Below are 24,552 nucleotides of genomic sequence, written 5' to 3' on the forward strand. Positions count from 1 at the left end.
CCACCGAATGAAGCCGTTGTTTAGGTTTGGGATAAAACATACATACCCCAACATAATCGAGGGTATCCTATAGATGAGAAATCTCCCAGATTACTGGTTGATCATTTACTCGATAACCTCCAAAAGGGATCACAGTTGGAAGCGAATAAGGGTTTCTTCCTGCATTAAAAACACCATCTTTCACAGTGGCTTCTTGACCATATAAAACAGAAACAGAACCATCTGAATTTAGCTCTCTTCGGCAAAGATAATCTCCGGAGAAAGAGCTTAAATATGAACAACGCCACTCATACCCTGCGTAATTAGAGACTTGAATACCAATTAGACTAGTGATACTCCAATAAGTATATTCACTAACTTGGCAAGCATAATCACATGTTGGATCTATATAAACAAACCAAGCCTCGAAGTATGACAGAGGCCATAAGCAATTGACTTCATCACCTAAATAAGTACAGTGATTTTCATCAGTGTAGTTTCCTAGTTCATCACCTCGTGCAATATTCATCGAATTTGCAATTTGACTTTTGGTATTTTCACCGAAAACATCTGGATATACTTGAGAATAGCCTACAGATGTAATAAGGTGCAGCACTTCTTCATAAGTTGCATCAAAATTGCAATCCTCATATACCGGTTGCTTACATAGAACAACATCACTAACTCTTAGGTCAACAAAGTTGGTGCTTAATAGTTCATTCTGCAAGTCTGTTGGTAAACTTAACAACCAAGTTTCAATATCAATCTCATCATCTAATAATATAACAGCAGCATTACTATTACTTAGCTCAGTCACAACTCGGAGGTTATCCCAATCACCATTGCCATCATTGTCTAAATAGCCAGCTAATACATCGGCAGTATGCTGTATCAATTCATCATCTACGTTACCATTACTATAAATAGTTGCTGGTACGGCACCATTAGTATCAATTTCAATTTTTTTAAATTAGGAACTGCACCTTCTGTAGAAAATTTACAGCCACTAACCAAAACGCCGACCAATAGAAATATACCGATTTTTGATAACATACTCCCAACACCTTTACACATCTTATTTGCCATGTATATTATTTGAAAGATAAACTTAACTAAACAAGCATGAAAAATATGTAAACACACTTAAAAACGAACGACTACACTATCCTTCACTTTGCCTAAACGACTATAAAGTATGGGGTAAAGGCAACTCAGCCAAACCTCTTATTAAAGTGATGTCACAGTAGATACCTAGGGAGATGCCCGTAAAACTAAATGCAACAACGTTAAAACGCTGACCAAGATTACAATCAGCTTGCGCTTTAATTTTGTAGTTAGCATTCATCTACGGGTAAACCCGTAGTTTTCTGTATTCACAGAATAAAATAGAAGCCCCCAAGATATCTTAGAGGCAGTGATTGGGATAACTATCGTAATTTAAACTGTTGGACGAGCTGCACCAATTTTTCATTATTAGCTGACAAGTTTTCTGCTGCGGTCATTGTTTTACCGCTATTGCTCGTCAGTTCACTCACCATATCTTGAATAGTTGTCATATTTTTACTCACCTCTTCTGTAACAGAGTTCTGCTGTTCCGCAGCAGTAGCAATTTCCAACCCTAAATCATTGACATGAGCAATAGAATTAACCATTACATCCAGACCACGGTTGACATTATCTGTGGTCTCAGATGTTTTTTGGCAACGAACTTTAGTTTCTTCCATCGCAGATACAACAGTTTTGGTCCCATCATTCAAACTTGAAAGCATATGGCTTATCTCTAAGGTGCTTTCTTGAGTCCTAGCCGCGAGGGCACGGACTTCATCAGCCACGACAGCAAACCCCCTTCCCTGCTCACCAGCACGAGCCGCTTCAATAGCAGCATTAAGAGCTAACAGATTCGTTTGGTCGGCAATGTCACCTATAACCTCTAAAACAGCACCTATTCTTTGTGAATCTTCGCTCATCACTTGAATGCTATCTTCCATGGCGTCAACTTCACTAATCAAGTCTATTACACTCTGTGATGATGCACTCACAGCGGCTTTGGAATGTTCTGCCTGATTGTTTGTTTGGTTAGTATACTCTGCCGTTTTTGCCGCTCCCCTAGCAACACTACAAGCACTTGAGCTCATTTCTTGCATAGCAGCGGCAATCTGTTCTGTTTCTGATGCATGTGAAGATAAAATGCCATCACTATTCTTTGCTTGATAAATCAATCGTTCAATATCATCTGTAATCAGCTTGTTAGAGTCTGAAATACTTATCATCATACTTTGTAAGCGGCTAATAAACTGGTTCACAGATTGTGCTATTAAGCCTAAATCATCCTCAGTTTTCACTTCCAGTCGTTGAGTTAAATCTCCATTCCCACTGGACAAATCAAAGACCATACTTTTAAGAGCGATAATAGGTCTATAAGCATAGTTAAAAGCAACAAAAAACAGAGTCAAAGATAGAGTTAATAACAATAAAGATGTAATAACCACGTCATTTAACACACCCTCTAATTCAGCATATGCAATCGACTTATCTACGGCTACTAATAAATGCCACGACGTTTCAGAATCTAGCTTAACCTCCTGAAAAAATGCGATTTCACTAATACCATTAAGTTCGTATTCAAACGAACCACTCCCATTGTTCATCATAGTATTCGCTAGAGGGGTAAGTTCACTGAAGTCATATAGTTTTGTTACACCAGGAACATCAACTTTACCATTAGATGCGATCGTAAGCGTATCATCATCATAGAGCCCCATTATCGCACCAGGAAACGGACTTTCTTTTACATGTTCATCCAATAAATCCAATTCAATATCTGCCAGCAATACTCCATTTAGTTTTCCTTCTGCATAAAATGGTTCTGCAACACTTACAAGTAAAGCATCGGTTACTGCATCTTTATATATTGATGTTATTATTGTTTTACCCGTATTTTTTGCCTGTCTGTACCAATCTCTCTTTCTCGGATCATATTCTGACAGCGAGCGTTTTCCACTCGCATGCCCATAAGATCTTCCATCTTCAAACCCCACCACAATATCTGACGCCTTGGACGTATGCTCTATTTGTTTGAGCATAAGTAATATTTTTTCATCTTTAGTTTCTAAGGAAAAATCAGGAGCATTTTCAATCAACCCAGACTTTATAGTATCAAGCCACGTAGTTATTGCCCTGCTTACAGACTGAAGTTTCAAGGTAGAATAATCATGTACTCTTTCTCGGACTAATGACGTCGCTGTTTGATACGATAAATAGCTAGAGACACCCAAAGATACAATCAGTAAAAACATTACTGAAATAACCAACCGAGCTTTAAAGCTTCTTAATATTTTCATTTTTCCACCTGTCTTATTTTTGGGACGAATACTACATAAATGAAAAACACATACAAACAATCAAACCACACACATAGAGACAGCTCACACAATGCGTAAATAGCCAGGAGTGAACCTTTACGCATAAATTAGATTTCCTCTCAACCTCATATCTGCGCATTTCATGACACCAATACGTAAAATTCACTTTTTTTCGACAAGCGCAATGCTCCTATTAATAACAAGCTCAATAGTAAAGTATTTATATTAAATATGATGCACAACATCCCTAAATCAAAAATAAATAAAACTCATAAAAAAATTGTCACCATCAATCCAGATTTCATAGCCAGAATCGAAAGTAAGTCTGCCAGACGAATCCTACTACTTTGCTTCACTGTAGGCGTTTTAATCTCAATTTTTATTTAGTTGCACACGCCCTAAATAAAGCACCTAGATGCATTGACATCTCATTTTTAAGTTCAATACAAAACACAAGGAAGCCTCTTGATTTCATTCTTAATTAATCAAGAACTCAGACAAGAAAGTGACCTGTCACCAAACATGACAGTCCTACAATACCTGAGAAAAAAAGTACAAAAGACAGGCACCAAAGAAGGGTGTGGTTCAGGTGACTGCGGTGCCTGTACCGTCGTAATAGGTGAAGTAGTCGACGGTCAGCTTCAGTACCGTTCAATCAACTCTTGTTTGACGTTCGTCTCAAGCCTACACGGTAAGCAATTGATTACTGTGGAAGATCTTCAGCACAACAACAAACTGCACCCTACCCAGCAAGCCATGGTCGACTTCCACGGCTCACAGTGTGGTTTCTGTACGCCGGGCTTTATTATGTCGATGTTTGCCCTAAGCAAGAACAAACCAGCAGCCAATAAAAACGACGTAATGGAATCTCTGGCTGGTAACTTATGTCGCTGTACTGGTTACCGCCCGATTGTGGATGCTGCTTTATCTCTTGCGTCTGATGTACCTTTAATGGATCAGTTCGTTGAGTTAGAAAAGTCCACGATCGCACGGCTGCAAACCCTACAAGAACAGCCAGCAAGCCTAAGCCATGGCAAGTTAACAGCCTACCTTCCTCGCAGCGTGAGTGAGCTAGCAGAAATTTATTCTGCTAACCCGAACGCTAAATTGGTCGCTGGCGGTACAGACTTGGCCCTTGAGGTGACTCAGTTCCACCGTGAAATCGAAACACTGATCAACTTAACTTATATTGAAGACATGAAAGTGTGTGAGGAGAGTGAAGGTGCACTTCATATCGGTGCCAACGTTGCCATTAGTGATGCTTACAAGCTACTAACGAATCACTATACCGACTTTGGAGAGCTACTACATCGCTTTGCCTCTTTGCAAATACGTAACCAAGGCACGCTTGGCGGCAACATTGGTAATGCATCGCCAATCGGTGATGCGCCCCCACTTCTAATTGCACTCAATGCCCAAGTGAAACTGCGTCGTGGCAAGCAATCTCGTGTCATGCCAATCGAAGATTACTTTATTAGCTACAAGGTAACCGCTCAACAAGAGAGTGAGTTTATCGAGCAAGTGATCATCCCAAAACCGAAAACAAATGAGACGTTCCGCGCTTACAAACTTTCTAAGCGTCTGGACGATGACATCTCTGCGGTTTGTGGCGCATTCAATATCCAAATTGAAGACAATAAAGTGGTTAGCGCTCGTATTGCCTTTGGTGGTATGGCGGCAACGCCTAAACGAGCGACTCGCTGTGAAAATGCACTACTCGGTAAAGAGTGGACGGAAGCTAAAGTCCAGGAAGCAATGCAAGAAATCCACAACGACTTTGAGCCTCTGTCCGATTTCCGTGCCAGCAAAGAGTACCGTTCAATAACGGCAGCCAACATGCTACGCCGCTTCTACATCGAACAAAACCACCAGAGCAACCAGATTGAAACAAGGGTAACGTCTTATGTCTAACGCACATCACCAAGCCCTATCTCATGAAGAGATGATTGACATCGTAAAACAGGATCTTAAAACTGGCGTTGGCAAAAGCGTAAAACACGACAGCGCGCCAAAACAGGTTACCGGAGAAGCGATTTACATTGATGATCGCTTAGAGTTCCCAAATCAGCTTCATGTCTACGCACGTTTAAGTACCCAAGCGCACGCAAAAATTACCAAGCTTGATGTATCGCCATGTTACGAGTTTGAAGGGGTTGCGCTTGCTATTACCCATAAAGACGTCCCTGGTAAACTGGACATCGGTGCCATCTTGCCTGGTGACCCATTGCTGGCTGATGGTCTGGTTCAATACTATGGCCAGCCCATCATTGCCGTTGCCGCTAATGACATGGAAACCGCTCGTAAAGCTGCGCAAGCCGCTATTGTGGAATACGAGCCGCTGCCACCAGTATTGGATGTGAAAGAAGCACTGAAAAAAGAGCTATTCGTCACAGAAAGCCACCAGCAAAAACGCGGTGACTCTGCTACGGCGATTACCAATGCCAAGCACGTGATTGAAGGTGACCTTGATATTGGTGGTCAAGAGCACTTCTACCTTGAAACCCAAGTGAGCAGTGTAATGCCAACCGAAGATGGCGGCATGATCGTTTACACCTCAACTCAAAACCCAACCGAAATACAGAAGCTAGTTGCGGAAGTGCTCGGTGTTCCAATGCACAAAGTTGTGATTGACATACGTCGTATGGGGGGAGGCTTTGGTGGAAAAGAGACCCAGTCTGCTTCCCCTGCATGTATGGCCGCTGTAATAGCTCAATTGACTAAACTCCCAACCAAAATGCGCCTACCACGCGCAGAAGATCTGACTATGACGGGCAAACGCCACCCCTTCTACAACCAGTACAAAATTGGTTTTGATGATGATGGTGTGATTCAAGGCTCTGAGATTATTGTTGCGGGTAACTGTGGTTATTCGCCTGATCTTTCAAGCTCGATTGTTGACCGTGCTATGTTCCACTCGGACAACGCCTACTATTTAGGTCATGCGACGATCACAGGCCACCGCTGTAAGACCAACACGGCCTCGAATACGGCTTATCGTGGCTTTGGTGGCCCGCAAGGCATGATGACCATAGAGCACATCATGGATGAAATTGCACGCTACCTTGGGAAAGATCCACTCGAAGTACGCAAAGCAAATTACTACGGCGGTGAGGAACGTAATGTAACTCACTACTATCAAACGGTTGAAGATAACGTCTTACCCGAGATCACCGAGCAGTTAGAGAAAAACAGTGACTACCATGCTCGTCGTAAAGCCATTGTCGAATTCAACAAGCAAAGTCCAATTTTGAAAAAAGGCTTAGCAATTACTCCTGTGAAATTTGGTATTTCATTCACAGCGACGTTCCTAAATCAGGCCGGCGCGCTCATTCACATCTACACCGATGGCAGTATTCACCTTAACCATGGTGGTACTGAAATGGGCCAGGGCTTGAATATCAAAGTCGCACAAATTGTAGCGCAAGAGTTCCAAGTAGATGTTGAACGCATCCAGATCACCGCAACAAACACGGACAAGGTGCCAAATACCTCACCAACTGCAGCTTCATCAGGCACTGATCTTAATGGCAAGGCAGCTCAAAATGCAGCTTTAACTATTAAGCAACGCCTAATCGAATTCGCTTCAAGCCATTTTAAAGTAGCACCTGAAGAAGTGGTGTTTAAAAATGGTATGATCATGATTCGTGATGAAATCATGACCTTTGAATCCTTTGTTCAATTGGCTTACTTCAATCAAATTTCGCTATCGAGCACAGGCTTTTACCGCACACCAAAGATTTTCTACGATCATGAGAAAGCGCGTGGCCGACCATTCTACTACTACGCGTACGGTGCATCATGCTCAGAAGTTATTGTTGATACTTTAACTGGTGAATACAAAATCCTGCGAACTGACATTCTTCACGATGTCGGTACATCCCTCAACCCAGCAATTGATATTGGCCAGATTGAAGGGGGCTTCCTTCAAGGTGTGGGCTGGCTAACAACTGAAGAGCTCGTTTGGAATGAGCAAGGACGCCTGATGACCAATGGTCCGGCGAGTTACAAGATTCCCGCGATTGCTGACATGCCAATTGAGTTCAACACTCATCTGTTGGAAAACCGAGCCAATCCAGAAGATACCGTGTTTAACTCGAAAGCCGTTGGTGAACCACCATTTATGCTTGGTATGTCAGTTTGGAGTGCTCTGAAAGACGCAATTGCTTCAGTCGCTGTTGATGGATCAATTCCGAAACTCAATACACCTGCAACGCCTGAGCGAGTGTTGATGGCGATTAACCAAGTAACTCAGCCTAAATAAACCACCAACAAACATTAAGAAATAGTTGTGAGTCATTACCATTTAAAGAGAGAGATATGTTTAAGGACAATTGGATTCATGAGCTGGCGCAACTAGAAAAAACTGGCGAACCCTGTGTGATGGTGACTGTATTGAAAAAACGCGGCTCAGTGCCTAGGGATTCTGGTACTAAAATGCTGGTAACTCGCAACCGAGTTGTTGCCACTATTGGCGGGGGACATCTAGAACATGTAGCCACAAAAATGGCACGTGAAATGCTCATCGCGGGAGAACAAGCACTCAAGTTAGAAGACTTTAATCTTGGCGCTCGTTTGGGACAGTGTTGCGGTGGAATGGCGACTCTTAGCTTCGAGCCCATTGGCACCGAGCAAAAGCATCTAGTGTTATTTGGTGCTGGCCATGTGGCCAAAGCCCTTTTGCATATCGTTTCCACTCTTCCCTTCAGAGTCACTTGGATCGATGAGCGAGATGACGTTTTTCCAGATGAATTGCCTAATAATATCACCAAATTAGTAACGGATGACCCGGTAACTGAAGTGCTCGAAATGCCACCAAATAGTTACTACTTGGTGATGACCCATAACCATAAGCTCGATTTTGAACTGGCTCGATCCATCATCGATCGTAACGACAGTGTTTACTTTGGCATGATTGGATCTCTAACGAAACGTAAAAAATTCGATATGCGCTTAGCACAGCGTGGTTACACCGACTCACAAATCAACACCATGGTTTGTCCAATCGGAATAAACACCATTATCGGTAAACATCCAGCAGAGATAGCTGTGTCCGTTGCTGGTGAACTAATCGCCCACTACCAAGGCGTCGCCGTTGAAGACAAACGCTCAACATAACTAGAATAAAGATCAGATTTCAAAGGAAATATTAATGCATGTTCAACCAATCGCCCTTCGTGCAGCAATTTTACACAGTATCGCAGATCCAAATGAAGTGGGATTAGAAAACTCCTACCAATTTTTTGAAGATGGCATAATTGTTGTTGAAAATGGCCACATCATAGATATTGGTGAAGCTGAAGATGTTATCGCCCGTCAACCAAATAGTCTAAATGTCACCACATATGAAGACAAACTAATCACACCTGGCTTTATTGACACCCATATTCACTACCCACAAACAGGCATGATCGCCTCTTACGGTGAACAGTTACTCGATTGGCTAGAAAACTACACATTTCCAGAAGAGCGCCGCTTCCAAAACCCAGAGTACGCCCGTGAAGTTGCTATTCGATTTCTAGATGAGCTAGCAAGCAACGGCACGACAACAGCACTAGTCTTCGGAACCGTACATAAAGGGTCTGTCGATGTATTTTTCGAAGAGGCAGAGCGACGCGATCTACGTATGATTGCTGGTAAGGTTCTGATGGATCGCAATGCACCTGACTATCTGACAGATACTCCTGAGTCCGGCTACCTGGATTCAAAGGAGCTAATTGAAAAGTGGCACAACCGTGGACGCCTGCTTTATGCTGTGACCCCTCGATTTGCACCAACCAGTACCCCAGAGCAACTCGCTACCGTCGGTAAGCTGCTAGAGGAATACCCTGATGTTTACATGCACACGCACCTTTCTGAAAACCAAAAAGAAATTGAATGGGTGCAGGCTCTTTTCCCTGAGCGAGACTCCTATTTAGATGTGTATGACTATTACGGTCTGCTGCATAAACGTTCGGTATTTGCTCACGGTATTCACTTATCAGATTGTGAATGTCAACGACTGGCTGATACAGAATCTGCAATTTCATTCTGTCCGACATCAAACCTCTTTTTAGGTTCAGGTCTATTTAATCTGCCTAAGCTTGAAGAACATGGAGTCAAGGTAGGAATGGGCACTGATGTAGGTGCAGGAACCAGTTTTTCAATGCTGCAAACGATGGGGGAAGCATATAAAATCATGCAGCTTCAACAAAAAAAGCTTCATCCACTTAAGTCTTTATTCTTAGCCACCTTGGGAGGTGCGCGCTCACTTCATTTAGAAGACAAAATAGGAAACTTGGAAGTAGGCAAAGAAGCTGATTTTGTAGTTCTTGATTTGCACGCAACCCAACTGATGCGTTTCAGAATGAGTCAGGCAACAACCCTCGAAGAAAAACTGTTTGCTTTAATGACACTTGGCGACGACCGAACCGTTCTCGAAACGTATATCTCAGGAAAAAAATCCTATAGCAAAAACGATTAAAAGACTTGTAAAGGTCAACGTTAAAAATAGCGGAGAGATATAGTTTTATTTTTTGATTGTTGGCCTTATAGGAACAAATCAATACAATCGACTACCTAATTGAACTTATTTGAGCTTTCTGTTGTTTCGTGACCACCGCATCAGATCCGGTATTTCAAAGGTCAGAACAATGTCAGGCAGCTGTGTTTTTTGATTCAAGACAGTTTTCACTGGGTTAAGGTGTGTAATAAGAGGTGTTCTGTTCCCTTTCGGGCCCGCACGATACGGATGCGGTCTCGACCCAGAAAGAAAGAGACACCCAAATGACACAAATCAATCAAGAACGTCTAGTTGAACACTTCTGCCAACTGGTTCGCATCGATAGCGAATCAATGAATGAAAAACAAATCGCAGAAACTCTAGCTGAGCAACTGGGCGAGTTAGGCTTTACAGTTCAAAAACTACCTGTACCAGAACACATTTCTAACGGTTTTAACGTATACGCGCGTCTAGAAGGTAAGAAAGAAGGCTCTATCCTAATGAGCTGCCACATGGATACAGTAACGCCTGGTATCGGCATTGAGCCGATCATCGAAGATGGCATCATTCGCTCTAAAGGCAATACGATCCTTGGCGGTGATGACAAGTCTGGTATTGCGGCAATCATGGAAGCGGTTCGCTGCATCCAAGCAGAAAACCTTGATCACAAAACATTAGAGCTTGCATTCACTGTGCATGAAGAAGGCGGTCTGTTCGGCTCTGAGTACTTCGACATGACGCACGTAACGTCTAAAGAAGCGATCGTACTAGACACAGGCGGTCCTATCGGCACTATCGTGACAGCAGCACCTGGTCAGCAAAAAATCGTTGCGACAATCAAAGGCCGCCCAGCACACGCGGGTCTAGCTCCTGAAGAAGGCATCAGTGCAATCATGGTAGCGGCAGATGCCATCAATCAGATGAACCTGCTTCGCATCGACGAAGAAACAACAGCAAACATCGGTATGGTAAATGGTGGTCAAGCGACTAACATCGTAATGCCAGAGCTAAAAATCATTGCCGAAGCTCGCTCTCTAAATGGCGAGAAGCTAGAAGCGCAAGTAAACCACATGATCTCTACATTCGAGTCTGTGTGCGAAAAACATGGTGCAGAAGTTGAAATCGAATCAAGCCGTGCATACGACGCGTTTGTTATCGAAGAAGACAATGCACACGTATCAGCAATCAAAGCGGCATTCGCTGACATGGGCATCGATGCGTTCACAAAAGGCACAGGTGGCGGTAGCGACGCGAACAACTTCAATAAGAAAGGGCTAACAACCGTAAACCTTTCTACAGGTATGGCAAAAGTACACACCACGGAAGAATTCATTGCGGTGGACGACATGGTGAAAATCACAGAGTTCGTAAAACACTTCCTAGTAAAATAAGCTCACTGCAAACCTAAATTCAGATAATCACTTTGATCCCCTTCCGGCCCTACGCTTGAAGGGGATTTTTTATTAGATACCTTTGCGTACTTAACTTACTAGATTGTGCTCACTGTAAATAAATCTAGTGCCATAAACCCGCCCACAACCTTGTGACGCCGTCACTAAAAGCCCCAAAATAGATAGCCACAATATCAGTTTTTGTCCTGAACATTGGCTATTTACTCTCCTTATACCAACGTATTTTAATAAAAAGCCTAAACACTTATAAATTTCGCTCAATTAAGACGCCAACTACATAAAAATCAACACCTTGAATAGATAGATAACGACAAATTTGGACATAAGGTTCCAATCTGATTCCACCATCAAGCTGGGGCTGGAAGCAAGTTCACAAGCCGAGCCCAACCCACCTATTTCAAACTAAATTCCCATCAGATAATCCCATTCATAACTCATTCACATTGAAGCGAGTTATGTAAATCCCCCCAAGAGTCCAAGTTTATTGTGACTCATTGATGTCCATTAAATTGTCAAAAGTAGAGTCTAATATGAAGAAAAATACGCTCGCTTGGCTGATCTCTTCACTCCTAGGAAGTACAGCCGCTTTCGCAAACGCGAACCACGACTTAACTATGGTCGAAATCGGAAATCAAACCTTTGAACGCATTGAAATGCTCAAGCAATTGGCAGAAAAAGGTCAAGACACGTATCTACGTGATGGCAAAACTTACCTTGATTTTCAAGGACATGAATACTGGGTCAACTTCGATAACTACCCTAAGTTCCCTTTTATGTTTGGAGACCAAGATCAACCTTATCGTAACGTAGTGGACTTCGTCGGTCCGGAATGGGAGTTTATTTGGTATAACGGTGGCTTCTACCTGCTCCATAAAGAGTTTGGCGTGATGAACCCGGATGACACGGGTTGCTACGTCGAATATATTCCTGCAGCTCGTGGCTCTAAAGGGCCAAATGGCGAATACATTTGGCAGTCAGATATGATTCAAAATATCGAGACTTCTGACTGTGGTGACCTATCTGCGCCAGGCATCAACGCACTGACCGCCGCCAGTATTTCCGATCAAGGTGTTCAATTAAAGTGGAGTGCGCAAAACGCGAATGACAATGTGGTTCTGACATTGACCGAATCAGGTGCAGAGCCCGTTCGTTATGACAAAGTTCAATCTGGCTTGTTCATTGGCAACCTAAAACCAGATACTCGCTACACCGCAGAGCTTTCTTCATGCAATGCGATTGATTGTATCGAGCCACAGAAGGTTGAGTTCACGACAAGTGCCGCACGCCTTGGTTACGCAGACGAATTGCCACTAGTAAATCACTTGAATGGCGATTTGGCTGGTTCTATCCATTTTGCTCAAACCCATACTACCACCGCCCCGAATCAAAACGATGTGAACCTGTTCCCTGACTTGGTGATCGACCGTGAAGCCTTGCTCCTATTCACGCCAGAGGACAAAACCGTTCAACAAGTTTGGGTAGAAGTGAGCTTTGAAGGCACTGTAATCACTCGCCTCCCAATGCTGCCACCAAGCGCGCTTGCGGCTTCTGATCAGCCAGATAATGGACGCTCTAAAGTGGTGTTCTCCCATCACGCGTGGTCACTGCCGCTGCAATGGAATTGGATGAAACCAGGCTTATCGCTGCGCTTAACCGATAACACTGATCGCCAAGGCGACTTAGCTGCCAATGAACTTGTCTTTGGCGGTGCGCCGGAGCTTATCATTCAAAACATCGACATGGGTATGCTCACCGCACCGCGTGATGGCAACACCATGATCAAAAACATGGCAAAACTGAGCGCCGATTACTTCCAGAAGATCCCAGCATCTAAACTGGTGATGTCGGATTACACTGCCGCTTATTTCCCGAAAGTTACATTACCAAATGGCAAGGTTTATACGACAAGCTCCGACGGTGAAGGTGGCTGGCACGGCGGTGACATGCGTGAAGCGATTGGTAAAGCACTGGTCTCTACAGGCGTGAATAATGCGAACGTCGGTATTACCGATAGTGCTGGCTATTCGCAAGCTTACAACAAACGCTTCAACCACATTACTGCGCACACCAACCGCGGCGTGTACACCAACGGTATTATTGACCATGGCGGCAGTGGCGGCGGTGGCATCGTGACATTAACGGCGACAACTGGTAACGAATGGTCGCACGAGCTGGGGCATAACTACGGTCTTGGTCACTACCCTTGGTATGCTTCTACGCACGATTTGGAATCTGGCTGGGGTTGGGATGCTCTGCATCGCCGCTTTATCGGTAACTTACACTGGACAGGAGAAGCCACGACTAATGATGTGGGTGGTGAAGTGGTACCACCATTTGCGGGTGAATTCCGCTTCATGCGTGATGCGCAAGCCGGTGGCGAAGCCGCACTATTGGGCACCATTAGTCATTACACGTTAGAGCACCCTTCTCAGTCTCGCCGTGTACAAACTTGGCTCAACAACGGCTTTAACGTCGATTTAAACAGCTCGACTGGCTATGTTCGTTGGAATCAAGAAAGCCAAAGTTACGAAGAGGCACAAACCGACACGCCAGCGCCTAGTGCGGCAGGCGTGCCTGTTGTCACCATGTTGGGCATTTACGATCCGCGTAACGAACTTGCAAGCCAAGTTTACCCGCTGATTTACTCCAACTATGGCAACGTGTTTGATCTGCCTTCTGCACCAGACGTAACTTATCATCCGGAGGGTTGGCAAGCGCTGTCTTCTTTGTCTGATGAGCAAATTCAACAAGATTTGTGGCAGACGATGAAGGTCAACAATCAACAGGCTCGCATTTGTCAGTTCAACTACACGGCAAGCAACGGCGAGAGTGCAAACTTCGTCGGTACAGTCAGTGCGGATATGGCTCGTTGTGAAAGCAGCGAAGACATGTACTGGAACATCAATGGTCAACGTGAGCGCATGGTATCTCAAGATCATAGCTACTCATTGCTGTCTAAATACGGTGAAGGTGCTGTGACTTATACGCCGAACACTGAAATTGGCGAAGTACCACTTTGCGTGCTTGATAAATCTGGCACGAGCCATGATGGTGCAGGCTACTTTACCTCTTCCCATTGCCAGCAGTTTAATGGCGTAAAACACAACAACGGTGCAGATTGGCGTTACGCGCGACATCAAGGTGGAATGTATCAGCCGAGTATGGTCTCTCAACGTAGCTGCGCAGTTACGGTGGAACGCCAGGATGGCTCAGTACAAAACATTGCGGTTGCAAGTAGCCGATTAAACGACTCACAAAGCAATAAGTTCCACTTTAACCTAGAGCAACTGCCACTACCGACTCGTGTCACCTTAAGTTGTACTGACGTGAATGGTGAACAAGTACTAGATAGCTTGATCCCTGATCAAAACCCAACGCTCGATAAACTTGTTGGTCCTATCTTTGTTGGTCAGGAGCACGGTTACAAACAATACGTTGATGAACAAGTCATGTTTGCCGACAACGCAGCGTTAAACCGCATCGACTTTGGCTTTGTGGCTGACTTCGACAAGTTCGTAGCAGACAACTACGGAGCGGGTGTGCTGAACAATGGTGAGACAAGCGCAGAACGCCGCGCTGGTGCACTTTACGTGTACCCTAACCCAGTCACCGGCACTCGCGATTACTTCCTAATGCGTGATATCTCTGCGGCGGATTTCCCAACCAATCAAGCAGACAATGAAGGCTGGAAGTACCTAGGCTCAGCGGAAAACCATGTCCAGTTTGGTTTTAACCCACTGATGATTGATCGTAGTAGTATCGACAATGCACAGCGTGTTGCCAGCTACTTCAATCAACCTCAATTGCTAACTTGGGAACAAGCGAGTTCAACAACATGGGGTCAATCTGAGAACGCTATTTTCATTGATACCGATGAAAGCGGTGAGCGCCGTTACTTTATGCAAAAACGCCCGGGAGTGAACAGCGCGCTGCCAGCTCAAAACACCTCTGACGCTGATTGGCGCTTTATTGGTAGCGATACTGATATTGAGCAATACGTTACGGAACTTAACAGTGACCTAGCCAAGTTTGAAGCAGAGATCCTGACTTGGCATAAGCAAGAGCGTATGGGTATTTGGGGTGAGAACAACAACACGGGAACGATAAACGATATTTACGTGTATCACTTCCGTGGAGGTTACCATTACTACCGTCTCATTGACGGAAAATACTGGTACTTCCCTTGGCCAACAGAGGAAAATCCAAATAACGCTGATTGGCAGTATCTCGGCCAGTTCTAACTCGTAAAAATGTTCGTAGCATGATCATTTAACGTTAACGCCCTACCTAAGCTCAGACTTGTGTAGGGCGTCTTTCTATTTTATTCCTGCGGTCTTTTTGGTGTTGCCCTCAAACCGAGTTACACTACGCCCTCTTTTCCTTTTCTGATTCATTCCCATGACCGACGCCGATATCGAGCTGCAACACCTTTGGTTAGAAGTCCAAGCTGAGCGCTGGCAGAACCTGTCACGTTTTTTGTTTAGCTATTACTGCTACAAACACAACCTCGTGAGTAAAACCAATAAAGTATGTTGGGAAACTGCCCGTGCTTCATTGCCTTGTTCTAAGACGATTAGCGAGCGCAAACATGCGGTTATCGAGCCGCTGATACCGGAAGATACCGTCGTTGGACTATTAAAAACCATCAGTAAAGATGGCGACATGAGCTTTGAAATGATGACGAGCACACTCGACACGTTTTTGCGCTATGTTGTGATCAGTAAACAAGAAAAAAACCAGCTTAAACCCAACATGCCGGCAAGCTGGTATCAGCAAGAGAGCAAGCCATTAATGGCACGTTTTGAGCTCGCAGGTATTGTCATTTAAGGTACGTCGATGCAATTACAAACCCTAGGTAAAGGACGCTTTGAGGCGCAATGGAGTGAAGATAAACATCTCATCGAAAAAACGATTCGAGATTGCATCTGTACGCGCCGAATTTTTGATGAAAACGAAAAGCTCCTCGCCCAAGGTGAGCATGTCGAGAACTTATATCTGGTCGATTCCGGTCGTATCTCCATGGGAGTCACGGCAAGAAACGGCAAAACCTTTCTGCTTGGCACGCTTGAGTGCGAACAACAAGTCTTTGGTGAAATGGAGTTCTTCACCGGCTATCGCTGCCAGATGGACATTATCCCAGTTGAGCCAGTTGAAGTTGCCATTATTGATGCGCAGAAACTGCAACGATGCTTGTTAGAACAGCCTCGCCTATCACTTTACTTTGCCAGTGCCATTGCAATTGACTACCAAGATACGGTTGAAATTCTCTCGCGCCGATTACTCTACCCGATCACCTATAACGTGGCGTACGATATTTACCATCAGTACTTAAATGATCTGCCGGTTGATGGTTTCCAAAAGAACTATCTGGAAGCGGAGCGATTTGCCACCTCAGACCGCGTTTACCGTCGCGCGGTGAAAGAGCTTGAGAACAAAGGCTTTATCGCCAAAGAAAAGAAAGGATTACGTATTCTCGACTTGGACGGACTGCGTAATTTTGTTGAAGAGTAGCTGAATTCTTCCCCCCCTAAATAAGAAAAGGTCTGCACAATGCAGACCTTTTTAGTTCGCTCGCTTTCATTACGCTGTTTGAACTTGCTTAGCGGTTTTCAGCTTCATAGACGCTAGCAGCATTGCGACAACCACAGCGTAGATAACTGGGATTGCGTACATCACGGTTTGCAGACCAACCACGCTTTCCATTACCGAACTGATGGCTGGGCTAAACATCGCGCCCGCACTGCCGCTGATTAAGATGTAAGACACGTTCTTACTGGTTGCATTGCGCACAAATGATACACCGTAAGCGATGAAAGCATTGTAAAGCGCTGCACATGCAAAGCCGTAACCGTAAGTCAGGTATGACAACCATTCTAGTTTATCCGTAGTAACGATAACGCTGGTGATCACCATAGCAACAGAGATGATAGTCAGTAAGAAAGTCTGAATCTTCATACGTGACACAATCACGGTAGAAACCAACGCACCAACCAGAGCGGCAGACCAGTATTGTGTGATGATGTTACCCGCTTGCTCAAATGGGATATCAAACTTCTCTTTCACAAACATTGGTGCCCAAGTTAGGAAAGTGTATAGCGCAAGCATGCCTAGGAACAAACCCACACCGCCACTGATGATACCGAAGTTCCACTCTGATTTTGCCTCTTGCTCCGAGCCACTTTCGCCGCCACATTGGTTAAAGTTGGTCAGCAGCGCAACAAACATAGTTGCCAGCGCTACCACGCCCACACTCAGATAACTGATGCTCCAGTTCATTGCGTTCGTCAGCGCGTAAGTGGTAATCAATGGGAAGACGACGCCCGCAACATTAAAGGTCGCATCTTGCACTACCAGCATGGTGCTTTGAATTTTGTCTTTCCATACCGATACGACGATAGTACCCGCGATACAAAGACCGACACCACCACAGAAACCTATCACAGTCATGCCGAGCATCACGATAAACAGAGATGGTGCAACGTATAGGCTCAATGCAGAAGCAGCAATCGCGCCGTAACACAACACGGTCATGCGTTTGATGCCGACTTTCTCAATCAAAAAGAAAGCAGCGATAGTGCCGGCAAGTGCGCCGCCGTTTAATAGCGAGAAAATCGACGCGACTTCGTTAACGTTCGCATCAAAGGTGTTGGCAAGCGGTTCGACCAACATACCAAATTGGGTTGCAAAACCCGCCATGATGAAGTTGGCGAGAAAGCTAATTGCGGTGAGTGTTATTTTATTTTTCATAGTTCACTCCAAGGGCTCATTGGATAGATGTTCTTATCATGATTGAGAGCCAGCGAGCTAGCTCTCAAAAACAAGCTTAATCGTAGGGTTAAGCTTTAATGGCAGTTTCTAGTGCAATTTCAATCATGTTGTTGAAAGAAAGCTGACGCTCTTCTGCTGTAGTTTCTTCGCCAGTAATGCAGTGATCAGACACGGTCAAAATCGCCAGCGATTCAATGCCGAATTGGTGTGCCAAGCCGTACAAGCCCGCCACTTCCATATCCACACCAAGCACGCCAAAGCGTTCTAGTGCAGGGATCATGTCTTCATCCGGATCGTAGTAAAGATCGCCTGTGAAGATGTTACCCACTTTGACATCAATACCTTTCTCTTTCGCAGACATATAGGCATTGTGCAGCAGTTCAAATGTCGCAGACGTTGCCATGTGGTAGCCGCTGCTGCGCTTAGCATTAGTCGGAGAATCCGTACCTGCCGCTTGCGCTAAGATCACATCACGCATGTGGACGTCTTTTTGCGTCGCACCAATACTACCGATTCGGATGATGCGCTTAACACCAAAGTCATTAATCAGCTCATGACCGTAAAGCACCATTGATGGAATGCCCATGCCATGTCCCATCACTGAAATGCGCTGACCTTTGTAGTAACCGGTGTAACCTAGCATGTTACGGATATCGGTAACCAGCTTGGCATCATCTAGGTAAGTTTCAGCAATGTATTTTGCGCGTAGCGGATCGCCCGGCATGATTACGGTTGAAGCAAAATCTTCTGCAGAACCTGCGATATGAGCAGTCATAATGTTTTCCTCGTTCGTTCTGATGGCGCAATCATAATGAGGAAACGTGATAAAGTTTCAGGACAAAAGTCCGGTTTAAAAGTACAAGGTCTCAGAACGAAAGAAAGGCAACAAAAAACAAAAAAGCACCTGTAAAAGGTGCCTTTGGGGATGATGCGAAACCAGTATTACAAGAAGTGGAATGTTACATTGCCAGTTATGCTACTTAAGCTATCACTATCTCCTTCAATATCCACGCCGAAAGCTTGATAACTCGCCCCAATTGAAATGTTATCCAGAACGAAGTATTCAGCACCAAATCCAACCATATATGACACACCATCATCCTTGTCCAAAGAACTTAATGATCCGTTGTATTCTACATTAAATGCGTTAATTCCCGCTTTGCCGTATACGTGGAGAGGGCCAAAATCAATGCTAGGTTTTGCTGCTAAGTAGAACGAAGAAAAATCCACACTGCCGGAGTTTCCACCTAAAGATAGGTCAACTTGTCCATGGTTAAAGTAGCCAACTTCAATACCAATCAATGGCAAGATCCCCGTGCCTACATGAATGCCGTAAGTGGTGTCATTTTCGCTGTCGATATCAGACTGACCAATTTGACCACCAGCGTAGATCCAAGAGTCAGCAAACGCTGAACTTGAACAAAGCACCAAAGCCAATAACGAGAGTTTTGTTTTCATAGTGATACCTTTCCTGATTGGATTCCAGACTGGCCTATAAGACGAGTATTTTCGCGTCTACTATGTTTTTCTGGCCAGACTATATGAGAAAGCTAGCTCGTTTTTCGGAAAGTGGGCGGATAATCTATAAGCAATATTTATTTGTGTGATTTACAAACAAAAAAACACCGGAAAATTACCGGTGTTTATCAAATTAATCGTCGAAAGCTCGATGATTATAGGAAGTGCAGCGTCGCGTTTAGAGAGAAAGTACCGATGTCGTCTTTACCCGCTGTGTAGTTCATGTAGCTAGCACCAACAGACATAGGACCGAAAATGAAGTATTCCGCACCCACACCATACATTAGATCGAAATCATCGTCGTTTGTGCCGCCAGAAACTTTCTTATCCCACTGGTGAATACCACCTTTCGCGTACACGTGTAGCGGACCAAAATCGATACTTGGCTTAAGTGCTGCGTAGTAAGAAGTCAGCTTAGTATCTTTGCCATCTACTTTGAATTCGCCGTGCTGAGTTACACCTGCTTCGATACCGATGATAGGTAGGATACCTGTACCAACGTGTACTGAGTAAGAAGTGTCACTTTCGCCTTTAAAATCAGACTGGCCTACAGACGCTCCGCCGTAAATCCACGAGTCTGCCATTGCTGCAGAAGAAGCACCAAGAAGTGCTACTGCCAATAGAGTTTTCTTCATCATCAACCTTTACTCTTTATTATTACCCACTTCTGCTTTGGGCAGAGGTTGGTACTGCAAACATAAAAGAGGCGAAGCTTTGCCTCTTTTATGACTAAAAATCACTTGTGGGTAAAAATCTGCAATTACTGTACCAATAGAGCCTGTCACTGGACAAACCATTGATTACTCAGCAATCCCCACAAGAAAAAACTGCCGCTATTTTACTGAACGATTAGCAAGCATCAATCGCATTTTTGACACGTTTATCAGAAACCGGATACGGAGTGCCTAATTGTTGAGCAAAGAAGCTCACTCGAAGCTCTTCGAGCATCCAACGGATCTCTTTTACGTTCTCCGGAATCACCATGCCTTTCGGGATCTTGTTAAGCAACTCTTTGTAGTCGCTAGTAACAGACTCAACTTTCAGCATATGTAAACGGTCTTTGTTTGGATCGATCGGCAGCTTCTCCATACGACGCTCAATTGCGCGCATGTAACGCAGAATGTCTGGTAGACGTTTCCAGCCACACTCTGTCGCGAAGCCTTTGAAGATCAACCCTTCAACTTGGGCTTTGATGTCCGATAGAGCAAACGCCATGGTGAAGTCGATCTTACCTTTCAACTTCTTATTGATGTTGAAGGCGGTCGTTAGAATGGTTTCTACTTGCTGCGCAATTTCCACCACCGTATCACCAAGCTCAGCACGAACGTGTTCTTTCAAGGCATCAAATTTCTCAGGCTCCCAAACCAAACCACCCTGCTCTTCGATAAGCTTATCGACACCACACGCGATACAGTCATCAATCAGATCCAGCACCTTGCCGTAAGGGTTAAAGTACAGACCCAACTTCGACTTGTTTGGTAAGTTGGAGTGCAGGTATTTGATTGGTGACGGCACATTCAACAAGATCAAACGACGCTGACCTGCTTGCATGGCTGTAACCTGTTCATACTCAGTTTCGTACAGCTTGATTTCAACACTGTCTTTGGAATCCACAATCGCCGGGTACGCTTTAACGTCGTAACCGCCACGTTTTTGTTGGTACACCTTCGGCAGCTCACCAAAGCTCCACGTGTGCAAACCTTGTTGCTCGATGTCGTCATCCGCTACTTTTGAAAGCGTTTCTTGAACTTTATCTTTCAAGCTCTCTTTCAATTCATGAAGGTCTTTATTTTCCTTCAACTTGCGATTTCTATGGTCAACCGCGCGGAAAGTCACCTTTAAGTGTTCCGGAATTTGATCCATATTCCAATCTTCGCGCAGAACTTCCACACCGGTCATGCGTCGTAACTCTTTCTCTAACGAGTCAAGTAATGGCGCTTCCATTGGTGTAGAACGTGCTAAAAATGCATCAGCGTAGTTTGGCGCAGGAACAAAGTTCTTACGAATTGTCTTCGGTAGCGATTTAATCAAACTCACAATAAGTTCATGACGCAACCCAGGGATCTGCCAATCAAAACCAGCTGTTTCCACTTGGTTTAAAATCGGCAACGGCAAATGAACCGTGACACCGTCACTGTCATCGCCCGGCTCAAACTGATAGCTCAGCTTTAGTTTCAAGTTATTTTGATACCAGAAATTCGGATAATCCAAATCGGTAACATGGCTAGCATCGCCCTTGAACAACATCTCTTTCTCGAAGTTCAGCAGTTCTTTGTTGTCTTTCGATGCTTTCTTCCACCACGTATCGAAGTGTTTGCCAGAAACGACTTCAGTACCAACACGTTGGTCGTAGAAATCGAACAACTCATCGTCATCCACCAAGATGTCACGGCGACGAGATTTGTGTTCAAGCTCTTCCACTTCTTGAAGAAGCTTACGATTTTGCTTGAAGAACGCGTGTTTGGTTTCCCACTCGCCTTCCACCAGCGCGCTACGAATGAATAGCTCACGACTGACGGTTGGATCAATACTGCCGTAGTTCACCAAACGCTTCGGTACAATTGGCACACCGTAAAGCATCACTTTCTCGTGCGCCAAGACTGCTGCACGTTTCTTCGACCAATGCGGCTCGCTGTAGCTGCGCTTAATTAGGTGCTTCGCTAACGGTTCAATCCACTCTGGTTGAATCTTGGCGATGATACGACCCCAAAGTTTTGAGGTTTCCACCAGTTCAGCAGACATGATCCACTTAGGTTGTTTCTTGAATAGACCCGATGCAGGGAAGATATGGAAACGAGCGTTACGCGCGCCTTGGTATTCATTCTTCTCTTGGTCTTTCATACCAATGTGTGACAACAAACCGACTAGGATTGAACTATGTACGCCATGGTAAGACGCAGGCTCATCGTTCAGTTTGAATTCCATTTCACGCATCGACTGATGAATTTGGAAGTACACATCTTGCCACTCACGCACGCGCAAGTAGTTCAAGTAATCTTGTTTACATTGCTTGCGGAACTGATTACCCGTCAGCGCTTTTTGCTGCTTCTGGATGTAATCCCACAGGTTCACAAACGTCAGAAAATCTGAGTCTTCATGGAAGAAACGTTTGTGCTTGTCATCTGATGATTGCTGCTTGTCACTTGGACGCTCTCGCGGGTCTTGAATCGACAATGCCGCCGCGATGATCATCACTTCTTTCAGTGCGCCTTGCTTTGGTGATTCCAATACCATACGTGCTAAACGTGGGTCGATTGGAAGACGTGCAAGTTGACGACCAATGCTGGTTAGGCGTTTCTTCGATTCTTTCGCATCAGAATTGATTGCACCCAACTCTTCTAGAAGGCGAACACCGTCTTGAATGTTACGTTTGTCAGGCGCTTCCACAAATGGGAAGGCTTGAATGTCGCCCAGACCAAGTGCCGTCATCTGTAAGATAACCGACGCTAGGTTGGTACGCAGGATCTCAGGATCGGTAAACTCCGGACGTGACTCAAAATCTTCCTCTGAGTACAGACGGATACAGATACCCTCTTCCACACGACCACAACGACCTTTACGCTGGTTCGCACTCGCCTGAGAAACTGGCTCGATTGGAAGACGCTGAACCTTAGTACGGTAACTGTATCGGCTGATACGCGCCGTACCCGGATCGATAACGTATTTGATGCCCGGAACCGTCAACGAGGTTTCCGCTACGTTGGTTGCCAGTACAATTCGACGACCTGCATGAGGTTGGAAAATCTTGTTCTGTTCACCCGCCGACAAACGCGCGTAAAGCGGCACAATTTCCGTGCTCTTCAGATTACGTTTAGACAGTGCATCAGCGGTATCACGGATTTCACGCTCACCGTTCATGAAGATCAGGATGTCACCTAAACCTTCATCGCACAGTTCGTCTACCGCTTCGAAGATACCTTCAAGTTGGTCACGATCATTATCGTCATCACCACTTAGTGGGCGGTAACGGGTTTCTACTGGGTAAGTACGACCTGACACTTCAATGATTGGAGCGTTGTTGAAGTGCTTTGAAAAACGCTCAGGGTCGATGGTTGCCGACGTGATGATCACTTTCAGATCAGGACGACGTGGTAGCAACTCTTTCAAGTAACCCAAGATGAAATCGATGTTCAGGCTGCGCTCGTGCGCTTCATCGATAATGATGGTGTCGTATTGATTCAAGAAACGGTCATGCTGAATTTCAGCCAGCAAGATACCGTCCGTCATCAATTTGATTTGGGTATTTTCAGAGATCTGATCGTTGAATCGAACCTTGTAACCAACAAACTCACCAAGCTTGGTTTCCATCTCTTCGGCAATACGGTTCGCAACCGAACGCGCCGCAAGGCGACGAGGCTGCGTATGACCTATCAGACCGAATTTACCGCGACCAAGCTCAGCACAGATTTTTGGTAGCTGAGTGGTTTTACCTGAACCGGTTTCACCTGCAACGATAACCACTTGGTTTTCTTCGATCGCTTTCGCAATGTCGTCGCGTTTTTGGCTGACTGGCAGAATTTCAGGGTATTCAATCGTTGGTTTGTAGCTACTGCGTTGCTCCACAACCATCATGGATTTGGCGATGTCTAATGCGATTTCATCAAACACAGCGTTACGTGCTGCGTCTTTTTTGATTTTGCTTGCACCAGAGATTCGTTTACTCAAGCGGAAGCGGTCACACATCATGCACTGGTTAAGTGCCTTGCGTAGTGACGCCGCGTTATTTACTTGAGCCTGAGGCGCAGCATTCTGAGAAGCTTGTGCTTGAGATGCATTAGCCTGCTTCGCTTTGGCATTTTGCGCACCATTTGACGGTGTCGCTTGCTCTTCAGCGGGATTCTTTTTTGGGGGCTGTGACGAAGTCAAAGCGTTTCCTATTCTTTTCATTACAAAAACTGCGCGGATTGTAGCACATAAGGGCTAGAACAAGATAACGGAAAGCAGCATCCCGAAGTCATTCAATTTTTTCGAACAACTTAAGCAAATCCATCGGGTTTTGAGTCGATGAGCATTGCCTATAATGCATCACATAGCC

15 protein-coding genes are annotated in these 24,552 nt (G+C 44.8%); 8 read left to right on the top strand and 7 right to left on the bottom strand.

Annotated elements, in window-relative coordinates; translation table 11 throughout:
- Positions 1–67 precede the first annotated feature (67 nt).
- Complete coding sequence (locus tag BSZ04_RS16760; RefSeq protein WP_088880904.1) at positions 68–874, bottom strand: hypothetical protein; 807 nt, start codon at positions 872–874, stop codon at positions 68–70.
- Positions 875–1,406: 532 nt separating this feature from the next.
- The gene (locus BSZ04_RS16765) at positions 1,407–3,320 is read right to left on the bottom strand and encodes a methyl-accepting chemotaxis protein (protein WP_088880905.1); all 1,914 of its coding nucleotides are present in this window, start codon (positions 3,318–3,320) and stop codon (positions 1,407–1,409) included.
- A gap of 486 nt (positions 3,321–3,806) precedes the next feature.
- Here BSZ04_RS16765 and xdhA point away from each other — a divergent pair, with 486 nt between their 5' ends.
- From xdhA to BSZ04_RS16805, 8 genes are all read left to right on the top strand, one after another.
- Positions 3,807–5,252, top strand: a complete 1,446-nt coding sequence (gene xdhA, locus BSZ04_RS16770; RefSeq protein WP_088880906.1) for a xanthine dehydrogenase small subunit — start codon at positions 3,807–3,809, stop codon at positions 5,250–5,252.
- Positions 5,245–7,602, top strand: a complete 2,358-nt coding sequence (gene xdhB / locus BSZ04_RS16775; RefSeq protein ID WP_088880907.1) for a xanthine dehydrogenase molybdopterin binding subunit — start codon at positions 5,245–5,247, stop codon at positions 7,600–7,602. Before xdhA ends, xdhB begins: the two co-directional genes overlap by 8 nt.
- 56 nt (positions 7,603–7,658) lie before the next feature.
- Positions 7,659–8,456, top strand: a complete 798-nt coding sequence (gene xdhC, locus BSZ04_RS16780) for a xanthine dehydrogenase accessory protein XdhC (RefSeq protein ID WP_088880908.1) — start codon at positions 7,659–7,661, stop codon at positions 8,454–8,456.
- 34 nt (positions 8,457–8,490) lie between these two features.
- Positions 8,491–9,801 carry a guanine deaminase gene (guaD, locus tag BSZ04_RS16785; protein ID WP_088880909.1) on the top strand — a complete coding sequence of 437 codons (1,311 nt, stop codon included), beginning with the start codon at positions 8,491–8,493 and terminating at the stop codon, positions 9,799–9,801.
- A 302-nt stretch (positions 9,802–10,103) separates the two neighbouring features.
- A complete protein-coding gene (locus BSZ04_RS16790; RefSeq protein WP_088880910.1) occupies positions 10,104–11,210 on the top strand; it encodes a M20/M25/M40 family metallo-hydrolase in 1,107 nt (368 codons plus the stop codon).
- Positions 11,211–11,761: 551 nt separating this feature from the next.
- Positions 11,762–15,472 (top strand): M66 family metalloprotease, encoded by a 3,711-nt coding sequence (locus BSZ04_RS16795; protein ID WP_151899068.1) that lies wholly within the window; start codon positions 11,762–11,764, stop codon positions 15,470–15,472.
- Between the two features lie 157 nt (positions 15,473–15,629).
- Positions 15,630–16,058 carry a hypothetical protein gene (locus tag BSZ04_RS16800; protein WP_088880912.1) on the top strand — a complete coding sequence of 143 codons (429 nt, stop codon included), beginning with the start codon at positions 15,630–15,632 and terminating at the stop codon, positions 16,056–16,058.
- A gap of 9 nt (positions 16,059–16,067) precedes the next feature.
- The gene (locus BSZ04_RS16805) at positions 16,068–16,742 is read left to right on the top strand and encodes a Crp/Fnr family transcriptional regulator (protein ID WP_088880913.1); all 675 of its coding nucleotides are present in this window, start codon (positions 16,068–16,070) and stop codon (positions 16,740–16,742) included.
- A 69-nt stretch (positions 16,743–16,811) separates the two neighbouring features.
- On the opposite strand, the gene tsgA is transcribed toward BSZ04_RS16805, so the two are convergent.
- The 5 genes from tsgA to hrpA all read right to left on the bottom strand — a co-directional run bounded on the left by tsgA (position 16,812) and on the right by hrpA (position 24,404).
- Complete coding sequence (gene tsgA, locus BSZ04_RS16810; protein ID WP_088880914.1) at positions 16,812–17,978, bottom strand: MFS transporter TsgA; 1,167 nt, start codon at positions 17,976–17,978, stop codon at positions 16,812–16,814.
- An 88-nt stretch (positions 17,979–18,066) separates the two neighbouring features.
- Complete coding sequence (gene deoD, locus BSZ04_RS16815) at positions 18,067–18,777, bottom strand: purine-nucleoside phosphorylase (protein WP_370445480.1); 711 nt, start codon at positions 18,775–18,777, stop codon at positions 18,067–18,069.
- 164 nt (positions 18,778–18,941) lie between these two features.
- On the bottom strand, positions 18,942–19,457 hold the full coding sequence (locus BSZ04_RS16820; RefSeq protein ID WP_071235471.1) for a porin family protein: 516 nt from the start codon (positions 19,455–19,457) through the stop codon (positions 18,942–18,944).
- 215 nt (positions 19,458–19,672) lie between these two features.
- On the bottom strand, positions 19,673–20,152 hold the full coding sequence (locus BSZ04_RS16825) for a porin family protein (RefSeq protein ID WP_010447800.1): 480 nt from the start codon (positions 20,150–20,152) through the stop codon (positions 19,673–19,675).
- Positions 20,153–20,366: 214 nt separating this feature from the next.
- On the bottom strand, positions 20,367–24,404 hold the full coding sequence (gene hrpA / locus BSZ04_RS16830; protein WP_088880915.1) for an ATP-dependent RNA helicase HrpA: 4,038 nt from the start codon (positions 24,402–24,404) through the stop codon (positions 20,367–20,369).
- Between the last annotated feature and the right edge of the window lie 148 nt (positions 24,405–24,552).

Source organism: Vibrio rotiferianus, assembly GCF_002214395.1.
GTDB classification, from domain to species: Bacteria; Pseudomonadota; Gammaproteobacteria; order Enterobacterales; family Vibrionaceae; genus Vibrio; species Vibrio rotiferianus.